General features: G+C 66.2%; 15 protein-coding genes. 11 read left to right on the forward strand and 4 right to left on the reverse strand.

What is annotated here, in order from left to right; all coding sequences use genetic code 11:
• Positions 1-146 precede the first annotated feature (146 nt).
• Positions 147-2,828 carry a beta-mannosidase gene (locus ACVOLO_RS10985; protein WP_481570318.1) on the forward strand — a complete coding sequence of 894 codons (2,682 nt, stop codon included), beginning with the start codon at positions 147-149 and terminating at the stop codon, positions 2,826-2,828.
• The gene (locus ACVOLO_RS10990) at positions 2,828-4,258 is read left to right on the forward strand and encodes a glycoside hydrolase family 47 protein (protein WP_481570319.1); all 1,431 of its coding nucleotides are present in this window, start codon (positions 2,828-2,830) and stop codon (positions 4,256-4,258) included. The genes ACVOLO_RS10985 and ACVOLO_RS10990 overlap by 1 nt, the downstream gene beginning before the upstream one ends.
• 232 nt (positions 4,259-4,490) lie before the next feature.
• Here the strand turns inward: ACVOLO_RS10990 and ACVOLO_RS10995 are convergent, their stop codons facing one another.
• On the reverse strand, positions 4,491-6,686 hold the full coding sequence (locus ACVOLO_RS10995; RefSeq protein WP_481570370.1) for a primosomal protein N': 2,196 nt from the start codon (positions 6,684-6,686) through the stop codon (positions 4,491-4,493).
• Between the two features lie 424 nt (positions 6,687-7,110).
• Here ACVOLO_RS10995 and ACVOLO_RS11000 point away from each other — a divergent pair, with 424 nt between their 5' ends.
• The 4 genes from ACVOLO_RS11000 (at position 7,111) to sppA (ending at position 12,153) form a co-directional block, all read left to right on the forward strand.
• Positions 7,111-8,118 (forward strand): hypothetical protein, encoded by a 1,008-nt coding sequence (locus ACVOLO_RS11000; RefSeq protein WP_481570320.1) that lies wholly within the window; start codon positions 7,111-7,113, stop codon positions 8,116-8,118.
• Positions 8,105-8,683, forward strand: a complete 579-nt coding sequence (locus ACVOLO_RS11005) for a DUF3106 domain-containing protein (RefSeq protein WP_481570321.1) — start codon at positions 8,105-8,107, stop codon at positions 8,681-8,683. The genes ACVOLO_RS11000 and ACVOLO_RS11005 overlap by 14 nt, the downstream gene beginning before the upstream one ends.
• 128 nt (positions 8,684-8,811) lie before the next feature.
• Positions 8,812-10,176, forward strand: a complete 1,365-nt coding sequence (locus ACVOLO_RS11010; protein ID WP_481570322.1) for an MATE family efflux transporter — start codon at positions 8,812-8,814, stop codon at positions 10,174-10,176.
• Positions 10,177-10,245: 69 nt separating this feature from the next.
• On the forward strand, positions 10,246-12,153 hold the full coding sequence (sppA, locus tag ACVOLO_RS11015; RefSeq protein WP_481570323.1) for a signal peptide peptidase SppA: 1,908 nt from the start codon (positions 10,246-10,248) through the stop codon (positions 12,151-12,153).
• Positions 12,154-12,620: 467 nt separating this feature from the next.
• Here the strand turns inward: sppA and ACVOLO_RS11020 are convergent, their stop codons facing one another.
• On the reverse strand, positions 12,621-12,836 hold the full coding sequence (locus ACVOLO_RS11020) for a hypothetical protein (protein ID WP_481570324.1): 216 nt from the start codon (positions 12,834-12,836) through the stop codon (positions 12,621-12,623).
• Between the two features lie 93 nt (positions 12,837-12,929).
• Here ACVOLO_RS11020 and ACVOLO_RS11025 point away from each other — a divergent pair, with 93 nt between their 5' ends.
• The 4 genes from ACVOLO_RS11025 (at position 12,930) to ACVOLO_RS11040 (ending at position 16,786) form a co-directional block, all read left to right on the forward strand.
• Positions 12,930-13,706 carry an SDR family oxidoreductase gene (locus ACVOLO_RS11025; RefSeq protein ID WP_057632186.1) on the forward strand — a complete coding sequence of 259 codons (777 nt, stop codon included), beginning with the start codon at positions 12,930-12,932 and terminating at the stop codon, positions 13,704-13,706.
• Between the two features lie 97 nt (positions 13,707-13,803).
• Positions 13,804-14,859, forward strand: coding sequence for a type 1 glutamine amidotransferase domain-containing protein (locus ACVOLO_RS11030; protein ID WP_481570325.1), 1,056 nt, complete (start codon positions 13,804-13,806; stop codon positions 14,857-14,859).
• A gap of 36 nt (positions 14,860-14,895) precedes the next feature.
• Positions 14,896-15,606, forward strand: a complete 711-nt coding sequence (locus tag ACVOLO_RS11035; protein ID WP_481570326.1) for a response regulator transcription factor — start codon at positions 14,896-14,898, stop codon at positions 15,604-15,606.
• The gene (locus tag ACVOLO_RS11040) at positions 15,593-16,786 is read left to right on the forward strand and encodes a sensor histidine kinase (RefSeq protein ID WP_481570327.1); all 1,194 of its coding nucleotides are present in this window, start codon (positions 15,593-15,595) and stop codon (positions 16,784-16,786) included. The genes ACVOLO_RS11035 and ACVOLO_RS11040 overlap by 14 nt, the downstream gene beginning before the upstream one ends.
• A gap of 19 nt (positions 16,787-16,805) precedes the next feature.
• On the opposite strand, the gene ACVOLO_RS11045 is transcribed toward ACVOLO_RS11040, so the two are convergent.
• Complete coding sequence (locus tag ACVOLO_RS11045) at positions 16,806-17,459, reverse strand: DUF4124 domain-containing protein (protein WP_481570328.1); 654 nt, start codon at positions 17,457-17,459, stop codon at positions 16,806-16,808.
• A 147-nt stretch (positions 17,460-17,606) separates the two neighbouring features.
• On the opposite strand from ACVOLO_RS11045, the gene ACVOLO_RS11050 reads away from it, so the two are divergent.
• Positions 17,607-18,524 carry a hypothetical protein gene (locus ACVOLO_RS11050; RefSeq protein WP_481570329.1) on the forward strand — a complete coding sequence of 306 codons (918 nt, stop codon included), beginning with the start codon at positions 17,607-17,609 and terminating at the stop codon, positions 18,522-18,524.
• A 30-nt stretch (positions 18,525-18,554) separates the two neighbouring features.
• Here ACVOLO_RS11050 and tsaC read toward each other — a convergent pair whose 3' ends face one another.
• On the reverse strand, positions 18,555-19,115 hold the full coding sequence (gene tsaC, locus ACVOLO_RS11055; protein WP_481570330.1) for an L-threonylcarbamoyladenylate synthase type 1 TsaC: 561 nt from the start codon (positions 19,113-19,115) through the stop codon (positions 18,555-18,557).
• Positions 19,116-19,155: the final 40 nt, after the last annotated feature.

Raw genomic sequence — 19,155 nt, forward strand, 5'->3', positions numbered from 1 at the left:
CTCTCCGCCTGAGCAGCGCAGATCAGCGCCTATTGAGTTCTGTTTTACCTGGGTGGTTGCATGACCACTGGCACGCGGTAACAACAGGTTGGATACAGCAAGCAGGAGGGAACAGCATGCAGCACGCGAAGCCTAAATTTGGATCGATGCAAATTCACGCTGGACGCGCTTTCCGCGGTCTCCTGCTGTGCGCGTTGTGGCTGACTTCCAGTGCAGCACTGGCCGCACCGCTGCAGGCGCAGTGGAGTTTCCGCCTGCTTCCGGGCGATGCGCAGCTGCAGGCGCATCCGGGCCTGGATGCCTGGAAACACGCAACGGTGCCGGGCAGCGTGCATACCGACCTGATGGCGGCCGGTGTGATTGGCGATCCGTATGTGGGTGCGGCCGAGGCCGGGCTGCAGTGGATTGGCCTGGCCGACTGGGAATACCGCGCGCGCTTTGATGTTGATGCGCAGACCCTGGCGCGCCCGCATGCGGAGCTGCGCTTCGATGGCCTGGACACCTTCGCCGAGGTCCACCTCAACGGCCAGCCGCTGTTGAAGGCCGACAACGCACACCGCACCTGGCGTGCACGCGTGGATGGCCGCCTGAAAGCGGCCGGCAACGAGCTGCAGATCGTGTTCCGCTCGCCGATCCGCAGCTTGCTGCCGCAGGTGCAGGCCATGCCGCACAAGATCGCCGGCAACTATCCTTCGCCCTACGGTGATGAACCCAGGGATGCGATGGTCGGCAACTTCGCGCGCAAGCCGGCCTATCACTTCGGCTGGGACTGGGGCCCGCGTTATGTCACCGCAGGCGTGTGGCGGCAGGTGCACCTGGACAGCTGGGAGCAGCAGCGCATCACCGACCTTGCCGTGCACACCGAGGCGCTGGATGCGGACAAGGCACGCTTGAACGTGCTGTTGCAGGTGGAACAGGCCGAAGGCAATGCGACCCGGCAGGTCGTCATCGATGTGCGTGACCCGGAAGGCAAGCCGGTTGCGCAGATCACGCGCGACATTGCGCTGGTGCCGGGCCAGAACAATCTGTCGCTGCCGTTGCAGATCGACAAGCCGCGCCGTTGGTGGCCGGTGGGTTATGGTGCGCAGGATCGTTACACCGTGCACGCACGCTTGGGTGAGGGCAGGCAGGAGGCATTGGAGTCGCGCATCCGCATCGGCCTGCGCACGGTGCAGCTGCAACGCGAAGAGGACACCGACGGCGGGCAGGGCTTTGGCTTCGTCATCAACGGCGTGCCGGTATTCGCCAAGGGCGCGAACGTGATTCCGTTCGATGCGTTCCCGGCGCGGGTAACCCGCGAACGCCTGCGCCGCGATCTGCAAGGCGCGCGCGACGCCAACATGAACATGCTGCGCAACTGGGGCGGCGGTTATTACGAAGACGATGCGTTCTTCGATATTGCCGACGAACTCGGCCTGCTGGTCTGGCAGGATTTCATGTTCGGCGGTGGCATGCAGCCGGGCTACGATCCGGCGTTCCGTGCAAGCGTGGTGGCCGAGGCGCGCGACAACATTCGCCGCCTGCGCCATCACCCCAGCATCGTGCTGTGGTGTGGCAACAACGAAGAAGAAACCGCGTGGAAGGACTGGGGCCACGGCAAGACGCTGCAGGAGGCGGATCCCGCGTTTGCCGCCAAGGTCTGGCAGGGCTATGTGGAGTTGTTCGGCAACGACTTGCGCAAGGTTGTCGCCGAAGAAGGGCTGGGCGTGCCGTACTGGTCCAGCTCGCCCAGTAATGACCTGGACAGCAAGGCCAACGACTCGCGCCGCGGTGACAAGCATTACTGGGAAGTCTGGGGCAACCCGGCATTGCCGCCCACCGCGTACCTGAAGGAAACACCGCGCTTCATGTCCGAGTACGGCCTGCAGGCCTGGCCACAGCTGTCCACCATCAATGCGTTTGCCGCGCCGGACGAACAGCGGATCGATGGCCCGGTGATCCAGGCGCACCAGAAGTTCCTGGCCGGCAAGGGCAACGAGCGGCTGCTGCATTACATCGAAATGGAATTCGGCACGCCGCGTTCGTTCCCGGATTTCGTCTACCTGAGCCAGATGATGCAGGCCGAAGGCATCGCACTGGCCGCGCTGCATCACCGCGCCTCGCGTCCGTACACCATGGGTTCGCTGTACTGGCAGCTCAACGATGTATGGCCGGGTGCGTCGTGGTCGAGCATGGACTACTTCGGAAACTGGAAGGCGCTGAACTTCCATGCCCGCCGCTTCTTCGCCGATGTGGCCGTGGCCGCGTTGCGCGACGAAGGGGTTACGCGCTTGAGCCTGCTCAATGATGGTCGCGATGCACTGAATGCACAGTGGCGCATGCGGCTGCTGGATTTTGATGGGCGCACACTGCAGCAACAAAACAAGGCTGTCACCCTGCCTGCGCTGTCGGCGAGCGAGGTTGCGCGCTTCAGTGATGCCGAACTGCTGCAGGGCGCGGACCCGCGGCGCAGCGTTGCGGTGTTTGAGCTGCTGCGGGAGGATGCGGTTCTTGCGCAGCGGCTGGTCTATTTCGTGCCTGCCAAACAGCAGGCCCTGGAGCCGGCACAGCTGCACGCCGAGCTGCACGCCGAGGGCGACCACTACGTTCTCCAGCTGCACGCCGACACGCTGGTGCGGGGCATCTGGATCGGCTTCAACAATGCCGCTGCTACGCTCGAAGACAACGCCTTTGACCTGCTGCCCGGCCAGACCCGCACGCTGACCGTGCGCAGTGACACCCCGCTTTCCACCCTGCGCACAGCGCTGCAGTTGCAGACGCTGGGCGACACCCTGCAGTTCCGTCCCGTTGCATCGCAAGACAACGCTTCCGTCGAGAGGATTCACTGATGACCCGTTCCCTGCGTACCGCCCCCCTTGTTGCCGCGCTGATGTTGGCGCTTTCCGCCTGCAGCGAGCAGGCTACCGCCCCGGCAGCCACGCCGGCGGCGCCCGTTGCTGCCGTACCGGCCAATGCCGCCGTGCCTGCGGTGGACGATGCCGAAGCCGCGCGCATGGCCGAGCAGGTGCGTGAAGCCACCCGCCACGCTTGGCAGGGTTACATGCAGTTCGCCAAAGGCCACGATGACCTGAAGCCGATCAGCGGCAAGCCGCGCGACTGGTATCCGGTGCCGCTGCTGATGTCGCCGGTGGATGCGCTGGACACGCTGTTGCTGCTGGGCCTGGACAAGGAAGCCAACGAAGCGCGTGAGCTGATCGTCAGCCAGCTTTCGTTCGACCAGGACATCGAGGTGCAGAACTTCGAGGTCACCATCCGCCTGCTGGGCGGGCTGTTGTCGGCCTACCAGATGACCAACGACGAGCGCCTGCTCAAGCTCGCCGATGACCTGGGCACGCGTTTGTCGCCGGTGTTCGACAGCCCCACCGGCCTGCCGTACACGCACGTCAACCTGCGCACCGGCAAGACCAGCGGCATCATCAGCAACCCGGCCGAGACCGGCACGCTGCTGCTGGAATTCGGCACCCTGGCCAAGCTCACCGGCAAGCAGGCGTATTACGACAAGGCCAAGCGTGCGCTGGTGGAAACCCACAACCGTCGCTCCAAGATTGGCCTGGTCGGCTTGAACATCAATGTCGAAACCGGCGAGTGGACCAACAAGGATGCCTCGATCGCCGGCGGCATCGACTCGTACTACGAGTACCTGCTCAAGTGCTGGAACTTGTTCGGCGACGAAGACTGCAAGCGCATGTGGGACGAGAACATCGGCCCGGTCAACCAGTACCTGGCCGACGAAGTGCGCGAGGGTGAGCTGTGGTACGGCCACGCCGACATGGACACCGGCAAGCGCACTTCAACGACCTACGGTGCGTTGGATGCCTTCATGCCGGGCCTGTTGGCCCTGGGCGGTGATCTTGATCGCGCCAAGCGCCTGCAGGAGTCGAACCTGAAGATGTGGCGCCTGCACGGCATCGAGCCGGAGTCGCTGGACTACGCCGCGATGGAAGTGCGCTCGCCGAGCTATGCCCTGCGCCCTGAAATCCTGGAGTCGGCCTATTACCTGCACCACTACACCGGCGATGCGCGCTACCGCGGCATGGGCAAGGAGTTCTTCGAGGACTTCGTCAAGCACACCCGCACCGAGCATGGCTTTGCCGCGCTGAAGGATGTGCGCAGCAAGGAGAAGGACGACTCGATGGAGAGTTTCCTGTTCGCCGAGACGTTCAAGTACTACTACCTGCTGTTTGCCCCGGCCAACACCCTGGACTTCAACGGCGTGGTGTTCAACACCGAAGCGCATCCGCTGCGGAAGACCTGGTAAGTAGTTGCGGAAAAGGCGCCCTCTCCCCCAACCCCTCTCCCGTAAAGGGAGAGGGGCCAGGTGCACGGAGCGCTGAGGCAGTATTCGCAACTGCAGCTTCAAAGCCCCTCTCCTTTACGGGAGAGGAGCCCGGTGCAAGGAACGTTGAAGCAGTATTCGCAACTGCAGCTTCAAAGCCCCTCTCCCTTTACGGGAGAGGGGTTGGGGAGAGGGCGCTCTTGAAGCCTCGACCTCAATACAGATCCATCGGATCCACATCCAGCGACCAACGCACGCGTCTTGCCTGCGGCAGTGCGTACACCTGCGCCATCAGCTGCATCAGCACACCATGCAACGGCCGCCGTTGTTCGGCAGACAACAACAACTGCGTACGCTGGAATCCGGCCCGACGCGGCATCGGGGCCGGCATCGGCCCATAGCACTCGACGTTGCCGTGCGCCGGCACCCACTGCTTTATCGCCGCCAGGAACTCATTGGCCTGTTCCACCTGCTTGGCTTCGGCGCGGAACAAGGCCATGTGCGCGAAGGGAGGAAATCCTGCCGCTTCACGCTGCACCAGCTCGGCTTCGGCAAAGGCGTGGTAACCACCATTGACCAAGGTGTGCAGCAGCGCGTTGTCCGGATGATGCGTCTGTAACCAGACCTCGCCAGGGCGTTCGGCACGACCGGCGCGGCCAGCCACCTGGATCAGTTGCTGCGCGAGTTTTTCACTGGCACGGAAGTCCGCAGAAAACAGGCCTTCGTCGATACCCACCACCACCACCAGGGTCAGCTTCGGCAGGTCGTGGCCTTTGGCCAGGATCTGCGTGCCGACCAGGATGCCGGGCTGGTCGCCGAGCGTGGCCAAGGTCTGCTCCAGCGCATCGCGGCGCGTGGTGGTGCCACGGTCGATGCGCAGCACCGGGAAATCCGGAAACAACTGCAGCAGGCGTTCTTCCAATCGCTCGGTGCCGATGCCCTGCGGCTGCAGGGCGAGGCTGGCGCAATCCGGGCAGGCCAGCGGCACCGGCTGGCGCGCGCCGCAGTGGTGGCATTGCAGGCGCCGGCCGCCGCCGTGCACGGTCATCGGTGTGGTATGCAGCGGTGTGCTGCAACGTTTGCACGGCGCGGTCCAGCCGCAGTCGTGGCACAACAGCACCGGCGCATAACCGCGCCGGTTCTTGAATACCAACACCTGGTTGCCTGCGTTCAAATGCTGCGCAATGCCGGCCAATACTTCCGGCGACAAGCCGTCCTGCAGCGGCCGCTTGCGCACATCGAACACGCGCACGCCCGGCGGCTTCGCATCGCCGGCGCGTTGTTGCAGGCGCAGGTGCGTGTAGCGAGTGCTGCGTGCGTTGTGCAGTGATTCCAGCGACGGCGTGGCACTGCCCAGCACCACCGGCACGTTCAACGCCTTGCCGCGCACCAGCGCAAAATCACGTGCGTGATAGCGGATGCCATCGTGCTGCTTGTAACTGCCGTCGTGTTCTTCGTCGATGACGATCAAGCCGGCCTGCGGCAGCGGGGTGAAGATCGCCGAGCGTGTGCCGACGATCACCCGCGCTTCGCCGCGCGAGGCAGCAGCCCACACCCGCGCGCGTTCGTTGTCGTTCAAGCCCGAATGCAGCGCATGCACCGGAATGCCCAGGCGGCTGCGGAAGCGGCTCAGCATCTGCGGGGTCAGGCCGATCTCCGGCACCAGCACCAGCGCCTGCCGGCCCTGCTGCAGGCAATGGCTGATGGCCTGCAGGTAGACCTCGGTCTTGCCGCTGCCGGTGACGCCGTCCAGCAGGAACGGCTGGAAGCCGTCGCAGCCGTTGATCGCATCAATGGCGGTCTGCTGCTGCGGATTGGGCGTTGGCCCGGGCTGCAACTTGGCCTGCGGAACCAGCGCCGGTACATCCACCCGCTCGGCGAAGCCACGCTTGGCCAGCGCACGCGCCGCGCTGCGCCAGTCTTCAAGCTGGTCGTCCAGCAGGTCTTCATTGACTGCACCGGCCCCCAGCAACGCTGCCAGCCGTTGCGGGCGGGTGCCGGCGCGCAGTTTGGCCAGGCCGTCGCGGCCGGCGGTGGTCAGCTGCCAGGCCCAGCCGTGGGTATCAGGCAAGGCCTCGCCACGGCGCAGCGGGGCCGGCAGCGCGGTGGCGATCACCTCGCCCAGCGGGGCGTGGGTGTAGCGCGCCAGCCAATGCAGGGAACTGGCCAGCTCCCCATCGATCAGCGCCGCCGGGTCCAGCCACTCCAGTGCCGCACGCAGCGGGGCAGGGTCCTCGACCTGGCCAATGCCTTCCACCACGCCCACCAGTTCACGGGGGCCAAACGGCACCCGCAGGCGTCGGCCCACGTCACCGGGTGCCGGTGCGGGGCTGCCGTCGGGGGGCAGGTAATCAAACAGTTGCGGCAGCGGCACCGGCAGGGCGATGCGCAGGGTGGGGCAGGCAGGCATGGCGGGCAGTGTAGCGTCAGCGGACGGGTTGCCAGCGCTCATCGGCTTGCGTTGTGTTGTTGTGAACGCGCATATAAATGGCGTGTAAACGCAGGCCCCGGTTGGGGATTTTGGCTTATCCACATTTCCTGTGGATAACTCTGTGGGTGAGCAATGTGCTCCACGCGCTTAGGACGATGGTTCAAGCCTTGGGGTCAACTTGGACAAAAAATAGCCACATTGAATAATTCAACTTAATCAATGACTTGGCCGTGAAACAAAAACGAAATGTCAGCGCGTCGCGCTCCATGCACGGGTGCTGTTACACGGTATTGACGCTGTGCACAACTTGCGGCAGAGGCCCAGCGGCGGGGTGTGAAGGGCATGTGCAGGCATCGGCAGCCAAGGATGTGCTGGGTATCATTCTCACGATGATGGAGTTCACATGATGGCCGCAACCGCCCCCCTGTCCCCGGCCGCCGCCAATGCACTGGCCGCCTTCCTGCGGGGCGTCGAGCGACGCGCACTGGTGGTGGCCGAATTGCAGACCGGCGACGCCGCGCTGGCTGAACGTGCGGTAGCGGTGGCGATGCGGGCTTTCGCCGGCCACGCTGCCGACCTGTTGATGGCTGACTGGCCGGCCCGCTTCTGGGGCCTGCTGTGCAGCACCCCGCATGTGCTGGCCCCGCCGGCCGGCGGGCACTGGCCCGAGTCGGTGGCGCACCTGCAGGTGCTTGCGCCGGCCGAGCGGCTGGCAATGCTGCTGCGCATCGGCGCCGGCCTGGACGAGCCGGCCGCTGCGGCGGTGCTCGGGGTCGAAGCCGACGCATATCGCCAGGCATTGACCGGCGCCTGCCCACGCGATGACGAGGGGTATCCCGATGCAGGCCGTTGGCGGCAGCTGGCTGAGGATGTTCAGGCCCGCATCCGGGATCTTTCGCAGCCGCGCCTGCAGCAGTTGGAGCAACTGCGTGAGTCGGTGATCACCGGCGCGCTGCCTGCCAAGCCTACCCCGGCGCCCGCGTTGACCTTCAGGGACGACCGCCGCAAACCCGCGCCACGGCGTCGTCAGCGCCAACCCTGGAGCCTGCGCACCTGGCTGCTGCTGTGTGTGCCGTTGCTGCTGCTGGCCGTGGTCGCGGTGTGGTGGTGGCGCTCGCAGACGATGGCTGCCACCGATGGCAGCAACACCGGCAATGGACTGGCAGATACCGGGCCGGTGCAGGTGGAGGAATTGCCCGATGACGGCACACCGCCGGCCCCGGGTGAAGACGCCCATGCCGTGGCCGATGCGGCCATGTTGGCGGACGCCGAACTGGCCCTGGCGCGCGATGCGGATTTCCTGGCCTGGTACGCCGCCGGCGGCCCGTTGCCGGTGGACGAATCGCAGCCCCAGCCCAGCCGGCCGGAACCGGCCGGTGCTGCACTGGAGACGGTCGATGCCGAGAATTGATCTGCGCTGCTTGGCCTTGCCACTGCTGCTGGCCGCCACGCTGGCGGCGCATGCCGCCGCGCCGACGACGCGCTTGCCGGTGCCTGTCGAACCGGCGGCCCCCGCGGCAGGCATGCAGGCACCGCAGGCGAACTGGGCAGGGATGACGCCGCAGCGCAAGCGTGAGCTGCGTGCCCGCTATGCCGCCTGGCAGGCATTGCCCGAAGCCGAGCGTCAGCAGCTCCGGCAGGCCGCTGCCGCGCTGGCGGCACTGCCCGCTTCGCAACGCGACACCCTGCAGGCGCACTTCCAGGGCATGGACCAGATGCACCGTGATGGCTGGCTGCTGGGCCCGCGCCTGGGGGCGCTGTACGCCCGCTTGCAGCCGCTGCTGGGTTTCCTGCCTGCCGAGCAGCGGCAGCCGATGCTCGCCCTGCTGCATCAACTCGACCCCGCGCAGCTGGAACAGCTGAGCCTGATCTCGCAGCGCACGCCGCCGCAGGACCGGGCTGCCCTGCGCGACCAACTGCTGGCGCTGGCGCCCGCCCAGCGCGGTGCGTGGCTGCAGCAGAACGTGGCGCGTTGACCCGGCCGTGCCGGCCGTTCATCGACGGGGCAGCGTAGCGGAAGCTTGACCACGTTAGAATGCGCGGCTCCGCAACCCGGCATCGCTGCGCTTTCCGCGCCGGCCGCAGTCTGCGTCCCCTCTGTTCTATGTCTACTTCTCCCGCTACGCCGCGCTTCATGCAGGAAGTGCGGACGACTGGTCTGCTCGCCTTGCCGCTGGTGCTTGGCCACGTCTCGACAGGTCTGATCGCTTTCGTCGACAACACCATCGCCGGCCACCACGGCACCGATACCTTTGCTGCGGTCAGCATCGGCACGGCACTGCTGTGGCTGCCCATGCTGGTGCCGATCGGCACGTTGATCTCGCTTACCGCCTCGGTGTCACAGCTGCACGGTGCCGGCCGCGAGCGTGAAATCGGCCCGTTGTTCCGCCAGGCATTGTGGCTGGGCATCGGTTTGAGCGCGTTGATGTTCCTGTTCCTGAGCGTGGTGCCGGCGTTCCTGCCGGCCTTCGGCATCGCCCCGGAAATCGTGCCCGGCGCCACCAGCTTCCTGCACGCCATCCGCTGGGGCGTGCCCGCGCTGACGCTGTATTTCTGCATGCGCTATCTCAGCGAAGGCATGCATTGGACCTTGCCAACCATGCTGATCGGCTTCGGCGGGTTGCTGGTACTCGGGCCATTGGGCTACGCGCTGTGCAACGGCAAGTTCGGCTTCCCGGAAATGGGCGCCGAAGGCCTGGGCATTGCCTCGTCGGTGACCATGTGGGTGCAGGCGATCGCCTTTGCCACCTACCTGTGGACGACCAAGCGCTTCGCCCACCTGCAGTTGTTCAGCCATTTCGAGCTGCCGCGCTGGCGTGCCATCTGGGACCTGCTGCGCACCGGCCTGCCAATCGGCATCACCGTGCTGATGGAAGGCGGTTTGTTCATCATCACCGCACTGCTGATTGGCCGCATTGGTGCGACCGAAGCCAGCGCCCACCAGATCGCCATCAACGTGGCGCAGCTGTGTTTCATGATCCCGATGGGCGTGGCCGAGGCCACCACCGTGCGCGTGGGCCATGCCGTGGGCAGCAACGATCCGCTGGGCGTGCGCCGCGCCACCTGGGCTGGTTACGCCATCGTCCTGGTCACCCAGGTGGTGTCCATCACCGGCCTGCTGCTGGGCCACAACGCCGTGGTGCGTCTGTATACCGACGACCTGGCGGTGGCCGCATTGGCGTCCACGCTGCTGTTGTATGCGGCTACCTTCCAGATCCCGGACGGCATCCAGGTGCTGTCGGCCGGTGCGCTGCGCGGGCTCAAGGACACGCGGGTGCCGATGTTCATCGCCATGTTTGCGTACTGGGGCGTTGGCATGCCGCTGGGTGCCAGCTTCGGCCTGGGCCTGGGCTGGGGGCCGCAGGGTATGTGGGTGGGGCTGATCATGGGCCTGACCGTGGCTGCGGTCCTGCTGGGCTGGCGCCTGCGGGTGAGCAGCCAGCGCTTGATACTCCAGGCTTCACCCTGACTTAAAGGCCATGCCGGCCTTGCCGGTTATGGTTATCCTGCCTTGCACCAAGCCCCTTCCGGAGCGTCCATGACCCCCCCACCGCTGCCACGCCGCAACCCCATCGCCAGCTTCTTCATCGGCCTGTGGGACGTGATGAACTTCACCCGCCGGTTGATCCTCAACCTGGTGTTTTTCGGCCTGTTGCTGCTGTTGTTGATGGTGTTCGTAGCCGCGATGGGCATGAGCGCCTCGTCGACCAAGGTGCTGCAGGACCGCACCACCCTGGTCATCGCGCCGCAGGGCCGGTTGGTCGAACAGTTCAGCACCGACCCGGTCAGCCGCGCGCTGGCCAAGGCACTGGGTGACACCAATGCCGAGGAACTGCAGCTGCGTGACCTGATCCGTGCGATCGAGGCGGCCAAGGACGACAAGAAGATCGAGCGCGTGGTGCTGAACCTGGACAAGCTCCAGCCCAGCGGCTTCGCCTCGATGCGCGAAGTGGCCAGCGCACTGCAGGAGCTGCGCGCGGCCAAGAAGCAGGTGGTTGCCTACAGCGACAACCTCAACCAGTCGCAGTACCTGCTGGCCGCGCAGGCCGATGAGGTCTATCTGGACCCGATGGGCAGCCTGCTGCTGGAGGGCCTGGGCCGCTATCGCCAGTACTTCCGTACCGGCCTGCAGGAAAAGCTGGGCGTGGACGTGCACCTGTTCAAGGTGGGTGAGTTCAAGTCCGCCGCCGAACCGTACGTGCTCGACGCCGCTTCGCCGCAGGCCAAGGAAGCGGACCTGTTCTGGATGAACGACGTGTGGCAGCGCTACCTGGGCGACATTGCCAAGGCGCGCAAGCTTGACCCCGCACAGCTGGCGGCCGGCATCGACACCCTGCCCGAAGGCATTGCCGCGGTCGAAGGCGACCTGGCCCGCTTTGCCCTGCAGCAGAAGCTGGTGGACGGGCTGAAGACCCGCGAGGAAGTGCAGGCGCTGCTCACCGAGCGCGGCGAAGCCGACAGCGATGCCGACGGCGGCTTCCGCCAGATCGCACTCAACGACTATCTGATGCAGGTGGATGCCCGCCGCTCGCCGGTGGATTCGCGTCCGCAGGTGGCGGTGGTGGTGGCCGAAGGCGAGATCGCCGGCGGCGACCTGCCGGCCGGCCGCATCGGTGGTGAATCGACCTCGGCGCTGCTGCGTGCCGCCCGCGACGACGACGACGTCAAGGCGGTGGTGCTGCGCGTGGATTCGCCGGGCGGTGAAGTCTTCGCCTCCGAGCAGATCCGCCGCGAAGTGGACGCGCTCAAGGCCGCCGGCAAGCCGGTGGTGGTGTCGATGGGCGACATGGCGGCATCCGGTGGTTACTGGATCAGCATGAATGCCGACCGCATCTATGCCGACGAATCCACCATCACCGGCTCGATCGGCATCTTCGGCATGATTCCGAACTTCGCCCGCAGCCTGGACAAGATCGGCGTGCACACCGATGGCGTGGGCACCACGCGTTTTGCCGGCGCCTTTGACGTCACCCGGCCGATGGACCCGGCCGTGGGCCAGGTGATCCAGTCGATCATCAACAAGGGCTATGCCGATTTCACCGGCAAGGTTGCCCAGGCCCGCAACAAGCCGGTCGAAGCGGTGGATGAAGTGGCCCGTGGCCGCGTCTGGAGCGGTGCACAGGCCAAGGAGCGTGGGCTGGTGGACGAGTTTGGCGGCATCAAGGCTGCCGTGGCCGACGCCGCCAACCGCGCCAAGCTGGGTGACGCCGACAAGTTCCGCGTGCGTTACATCGAGAAGGGCGCCACCCCGTTCTCGCAGTTCATGACCGGCTTTGCCGGCAGCCGCATGGGCGCCTGGATGCTGGCCGACTCGGGCGTGGCACGCATGGTGCTGGCCCGTTCGATGCCGGAGCTGGACACCCAGCTGCGCTTTGTCGAAGACGCCGTGAAGGACCGCAACGGCGCCCCGGTGAAGTCGCTGGCGTATTGCTTCTGCGGTTTCTAAGCGCGCCGCGGTTTCCGCGACAGACAACGCCGCCTTCGGGCGGCGTTGTTGTTTGCGCGAGGAAAGCCGATTCCGGCAGGCAAAGCCAACAGCTCCTTTCCTGCAAGCAGAATCAAAAGCCCCTCAGGCAGGCAGAACCAAAAGCCCCTCAGGCAGGCAGAACCAAAAGCCCCTCAGGCAGGCAGAACCAAAAGCCCCTCTCCCGCTGGCGGGAGAGGGGTTGGGGTGAGGGCAGGGGCGAAGCCCATAAGTGCAGGGCTCAAACCTCAAGCCAACATCCAAAGCCACCCCTCCCCAACCCTCCCCTGCGCGATGCGCAAGGGAGGGGGTAACGGCAGCACCTGGTGCTGTTTGATGATCAGGCGATCAGCTCCCTCCCTTGCGCATCGCACAGGGAAGGGCTGTTTTTCAAGCTCCCTCCCTTTCGCCAACGGCGAAGGGGAGGGCCGGGGAGGGGTCGCTCTTCGCTACTGCCCGGCCGCATCCAGCGCCGCCTTCTCCGCTTTCGCAGCATCCTCAGTGGCCGCCGCTGCAGCCTTGGCCTGCTTCAACGGCTCGGCAACGGCCTCCGTCATTGCCGCGGCCTGCGGTTCCGGGCGCCGTTCGGTTTCCGGTGGTTGTGGCTTGCCACACGCAGCCAGCAACGGCAGCGCCAACAGCATCAAACAGGGATAACGCATCATCGGCATGCTCCACGGGACTCAGGCGCTATCCTAGTCCCATCCCCCGCAGCGTCCCTGTGCGACGCCGCATTCTGGTTTTGACGAGGAGCCGCAATGAACCCGCAGCGTTGGCGATTGGATGGGCAGACTGCCCTGGTGACCGGGGCCAGTGCCGGTATCGGTTTGGCGATCGCACGCGAACTGCTGGGCTTCGGCGCCGACCTGCTGATCGTCGGCCGCGACGCCGATGCGCTGGAAATTGCGCGCGATGAACTGGCCGATGCCTTCCCCGAACGCGAAATCCACGGCCTGTCCGCCGATGTCTCCGATGACGAAGACCGCCATGCCATCCTGGACTGGGTTGAAGACCACTGCGATGGCCTCAACCTGCTCATCAACAATGCCGGCGGCAACATCAGCAAGCCGGCCAATGACTATTCCGAAGACGAATGGCGCGGCATCTTCGAGGGCAATCTGTTCTCCGCCTTCGAGTTGTCGCGTTACGCCTATCCGTTGCTCACCCGGCATGCGTCCTCGGCCATCGTCAACGTTGGCAGTGTTTCGGGCATCACCCATGTGCGCAGCGGCGTGGTCTACGGCATGACCAAGGCGGCGATGCAGCAGATGACCCGCAACCTGGCCTGCGAATGGGCCGAGGACGGCATCCGTGTCAACTCGGTGGCGCCGTGGTACATCCGCACGCGCCGCACCTCCGGGCCGCTGTCCGACCCGGATTACTACGATGAAGTGATTGCCCGCACGCCGATGCGCCGCATTGGTGAGCCGGAGGAAGTGGCCGCCGCAGTGGGCTTCCTGTGCCTGCCTGCATCCAGCTACATCACCGGCGAGTGCATCGCCGTGGACGGGGGCTTCCTGCGCTACGGGTTCTGAGCGGCATGTAAGTTGCCGGTGCGGGTTGATCCTGGTTCTACATTGCAGCCTCACCGTGGTCACGTCCTGAACGTGGGCGTGAACCGGGGAGCAACGCATGTGGCATTGGATCAAACGGTTGGCGCTGGGGGCCGTGGTTGCCCTGGTGGTGCTGGCGGCAGGCATTGGCCTGTACTTGTACAGCCTGGACCTGGGCAGCCAGCCAGCGGCCGATCCGCGCAGCCGCGCGGCTGATCTGGCCTTCCTGCGCGACGCACCCGCACCGACGCGTGGGCGCATTCTTGCCGTGGTCAGCAGTGCCGAGTACTTCCCCGGCACCGACAAGCGTGCCGGCTTCGAGCTGACCGAGCTGTCGCGCGCGTACTACACCTTCATCGCCAACGGGTACGCGGTGGATATCGCCAGCCCGCAGGGCGGCCCGCCGCCGATGCGGCTGGACGAGGAGGACATGGTCGCGGCCGATCACGCGTTCCTCAATGACACGCAGGCACGCGCATTGCTCGCTGCCAGCGTGCCGCTGGAGCAGGTGGATGCGTCGCGCTATGCGGCGGTGTACTTCGTCGGCGGCAAGGGCGCGATGTTCGACTTTCCCGGCAATGCGGCCGTCGCGCGGATCGTGCGTGGCATCCATGGCAGCGGTGGTGTGATCGGGGCGGTCTGCCACGGCCCTGCCGCACTGCTGGATATCACCCTCGATGACGGCACCGCACTGTTGCAGGGGCGCAAGGTCACCGGCTTCAGCAACGCCGAGGAGCTGTTCCTGATGAAGGACGCACGTCAGCGTTTCGATGTGCTGCTGCAGGACGCACTGGTGCAGCGCGGTGCGCGTTTCGTTGAAGGCGGCCTGTACCTGGACAACACCGTGACCGACGCTCGTCTGGTAACCGGGCAGAACCCATGGTCGACCTGGTCGGTGGCCGAGGCGATGGTGAGGGCGCTGGGGCATGCGCCGGTAGCGCGCGAAGCCTCCGGCGAGGAGCAGGCGGTGCAGGTGATGGAGGCGTACCGCACCGGCGGGATCAAGGCCGCACTGGCCGCCCGTCAATCTGCTCCGGATGCCGACAAACGCCTGCTGCTGATGCATGCACTGGTGGCTTCGATGCAGGGCCGCTGGGGCGACGCGTGGCACTTGCAACGCTTGGCGCACGGGTGATTACACTCGTTCGGGAACCTGACGGAACGGCATGCGATGACGCTGTACGCACCCACATTGCGAGTGTTGCTGGTGGAGGACGACATCGATATCGCCGCCGGCATTGGTGACTACCTGGGCAGCCATGGCGTCGTGGTTGATTTCGCCTACAACGCGGTCCAGGCGCATGTACGCCTGCAGGCGCAGTGTTTCGATGTGGTGGTGCTGGACGTGAACCTGCCGGGCCAGAACGGCCTGGCACTGTGTCAGGCGTTGAAGCAGGAGAGCGGGTTGCGTTCGCCGGTGTTGTTCCTCACCGCGCGGGGCGCGCTGGATGACAAGCTGGCCGCCTTCGCCGCCGGAGCGGTGGATTACATGGTCAAGCCATTCGCACCGGCGGAACTGTTGGCGCGGGTGCGGGCGATCAGCGCGCATGCCACCGCCAGCGGTGGCATGCAGCTGCGTGTGGGCGGTTACGTGCTGGACCTTCAGCGTCATCTGCTGCAACGACAGGAATGCTCGCTGTCGTTGCATGCCAGCGGCTTCACACTGATGCGCGCACTGATGGAAGCCAGCCCCGGTTTCGTATCGCGCCAGGCCCTGTGCGAGCGCCTGTGGCAGGGCGAGCCACCCGACAGCGATCCGCTGCGCATGCATGTCTATCAGCTGCGCCAGCACTGCATGCGGGTCTTTGCCGTACCGTTGATCGCCACCGTGCGTGGCGTGGGCTACCGCTTCTGCGAGGAGGGTGCCGATGCGGCGGCGTAGCCTGCGGCAGATGCTGGTGCGGCGCTGGATGATGTTCGCTGCACTGTTGTCGCTGTTGTTCGCAGGGGTCACGTTGTTGCTGCTGTTCCTCCTGGAAGACAGCTTCATCGACCGGCGCCTGCGGACGGTGGCCGCGACGTTGCCTGCCAACGCCCAGGCCGCGATTCTGCCCGAGCATTTCCAACTGTTTCCGGTGGCCAGTTTGCCCGCGCCGGAGCAGCAGCGGTTCGCCGGCCGACGCCTCGGTGCAATGGCTGAATTCCGTCGCGACGATGGCCGCTACGTCCATGCCATGCTGGTGCCGCAGGCCGGGGACCAGCGTGCGTTGCTGGTGTACGACGTGACCGGCGAACTCACCGTCAACGCAGGCCTGCCCGTGGGCCTGGCCTATGCCGGCGCGGTATTCGCATTGACCCTGCTCTGCGCCTGGCTGCTGGCCAACGCCTTTGTCGGCAATGCCGAGCGACATGCACGGCGCCTGTTGGCACAGGTGCGAGCCGCACCGGATCCGGTCAGCCTGGAGGCGTTGGCACACGCCGAGCCGGTCGCCGAACTTGCTGACGTGCTGCACCTGCACGCCGAGGTCTGGCGCGGTCGTCATGAAGCGGTTGAGCGTGAGCGACAGACCCTGTCCTTCCTCGCGCATGAACTGCGCACGCCGCTGCAATCGGCACGCACCAGCCTGGCGCTGATGGAAGAATCGAAGCCGACATCGCCGGCGCAACTGCGCCTGCAGCGTGCGCTGTCACGGTTGGAGCGCGCGGGCAACGCCATCCTGTGGCTCTCCAGCGATGCTGCACTGGCCGCTGTTCCGCATACCCATGCCGCATCGGCGGTGCAGGTGCTGGTCGATGAACTTCAGCCGCTGGCTTCGGCACGCATGCAGCAGTTTGTTCTGCGTATCGCACCGGAGTTGTACTGGCACGCGCCGTGGGAAGTGATCGAGACACTGCTCGCCAACCTGCTGCTCAATGCAATCCAGCACGGCGACGCGGGAGTGATCACGCTGGAGGCCGATCTCTCGCAGTTGCGGCTGTGCAACCAGCCCGCGCTGGCCGACGCACCGGGCTTTGGCCTGGGCCTGGACATCGCCCACCGGCTTGCTGCGCGCATCGGCTGGCGGCTGGAGATGGAGCAGTCGCCCACGGGCATCCGCAGCACCCTGCACTGGCCGGCGTGATATCCGGCCGGGGGTTGGCTCAGTAGCCGCCGCAATCCTGGTTCAGCCGCGCCTCGATGCCACGTTGCTCGCGTTGCAGCACCTGGCGCTCGCTCTGCAGCGCGCTGTTGTAGCGGCGGATCAGCTCCCAGCGTTGGTCCTTCAAGCGTGCACAGACTTCCTGTGGCGGCAGGGCATGGCAGGCGTCGCGCACCAGCACCGAGCCCATGGGAACCGCAATGCCGGGGCGCCAGGGAACGCCCCCGGCGCCGGGCGGACGCGGCGGGCGTGGGCCATGGCCGTGATGCGGGGATGCATAGCCCAATCCCCAGGTCGGCACCCAGCGCGGTCTGCCTTCGTCACTGTCGCTGATATAGCGCTCGCCTTCGGGCGACACGCATTCGTACATGGGTTGTGGTGGCTGCACGGTGACGATGCGCACCTCGCGCTCGATCACAGGTGCCGGTGCTGTGACCGGGGCTGGCGCCGGAGGCCGTGGTGCATCCTTGGGACGGACCATGTCCAGCACCTGCTGCCGATGGTCGCCCTTGCAGGGTGCATCCTGCAGTGACACCGCGCCATTGGCGCCCACGCAGCGGTAGATGCGGACGTTGTCCGTCGGTGCGGGTTCTGCCGCCATGGCTGCCAGGGGCAGGGCGGTCAGCAGGCACAGCAGGCGCATTTGGTGTGACATGGCGCCATGGTTGCCCCTGCACGGTGAGGGCGCAAGTGGCCCAGGCGGTGGCTCCAACAAACGGTGGGCGTCGCTTCGCCGGCTTGACCCTGACACGGTGGCAAGCCCCAGCATCGGCTGCGTCCCCACGCCGTCGATTGCGTTCACATGCCCCCACCACAGACCCGCGCCACGCCCGCCGTGCTGCCGTTGCAGGCCTATCTGCCTGCATTCGCATTCGTCCTGTTGATGGTTGCAGCGGCGGTGCTGTTCAACGACCGGGAGATCATCCTGCCGGAGCTGGCGGCGATGGCGGTGGCGTTGCTGGCCTGGCGCGATCCGCAATGGATGCGGCATCCGGAGAAGATCTTTCTCTGGCCCAGTCTCACCGCACTGCTGGGGTTTGCGATCAACCTGACGTCCCTGCCGCTCGGCGCGAAGCTGGCCACGGTGCTGGTGGGCATGCTGGCCCTGTTCCTGGTGCTGCGTTACAGCCTGGCGCCGGCACTGGCGACCGGCTTTCTGCCCATCGTGACCAACGCCACGCATTGGTTCTTCGTGGTGGCGATCCTGCTCACCACGGCCGTACTGGCCATTGCCGTGGCCTGGCGCCTGCCCAGCGACCACAGCCGCCAGGCAGCGGCTCCCCGGCTGCCGTTGCTGGCTTTCTATGCGCTGCTCACCGGCATCGGCATGGGCCTGGCAATGCTGGTCGGGCAGGCGCAGCTGATGGTCATTCCACCGCTGGCCGTGGTGGTCTACGAATCGCTGCACATGAAGCAGTATTCGCCGCGCCTGCTGGCCAAGCAGGTCGCCGTGCTCACCCTGGCGGCGGGCATCGGCGTGCTGCTGCCGTCATGGTTGGATGCGTGGTTGCTGATCGCCGTGCTGGACCTGCTGCTGGTGCATGCCCTGCTGGCGGTTTTCAGGATGCGGGTGCCGGCGGCGTATGCCTTTCCGTTTCTCGCCTTTGTGCTGCCAGCAACCGCCTTGCCGACCTTGCCACTGGCCACGCTGCTGGCCAGCCTGCTGCTGTTGACGGGCGTCCTGCTCTGGCACCGTTGGCAGCGGCAGCCGTCTGCGTGAGTGTTCCGGCGCCCGCCCGGGCGTGGGGACTCAGTCCCGCAGTACCTGCCCGGTTGCGGCCACGCGGATGCGGGTGGGCTGGGCCAGGCCGCCGGTGGCGCCATCAACCAACCCATCCAGCAGGGCCAGCAGCGTCGGGTCCAGTTCCTCACGCTGGCGTGCCGGCGGCTGGCCGGCCAGGTTGGCGCTGGTCGACACCAGAGGGCCGCCCCAGGCATTGCACAGCGCCTGTACCAGCGGGTGCGCGCTGACCCTTACCGCGATGCCGCTGTGCTTGCCGGTGATCCAGCATGGCGCGCGTTCGCCGGCCGGCACGATCCAGGTGTTGGCGCCGGGCCAGCTTTCCAGCACGGCCTTGTAGCGCTCGTCGGCCAGTGCATCCAATTGCACCCAGCCGGCCAATTGCGCCGGGCTGGCGGCCACCAGAATCATGCCCTTCTCGATTGGCCGCTGCTTCAGCGCCAGCAGCTTCATCACTGCTGCCTCGTTGGCCGGGTCACAGCCCAGCCCCCAGACGGCTTCGGTCGGGTAGGCGATCACGCCGCCGGCCGTCAGGGCAGGGACGACGCTGTGCAGGTCGAGTTCGAGCATGGTCGGAACCAGTGGGGGGCCAATACGTTCGGTACGCACC

Source organism: Stenotrophomonas sp. STEN056 (assembly GCF_056759635.1).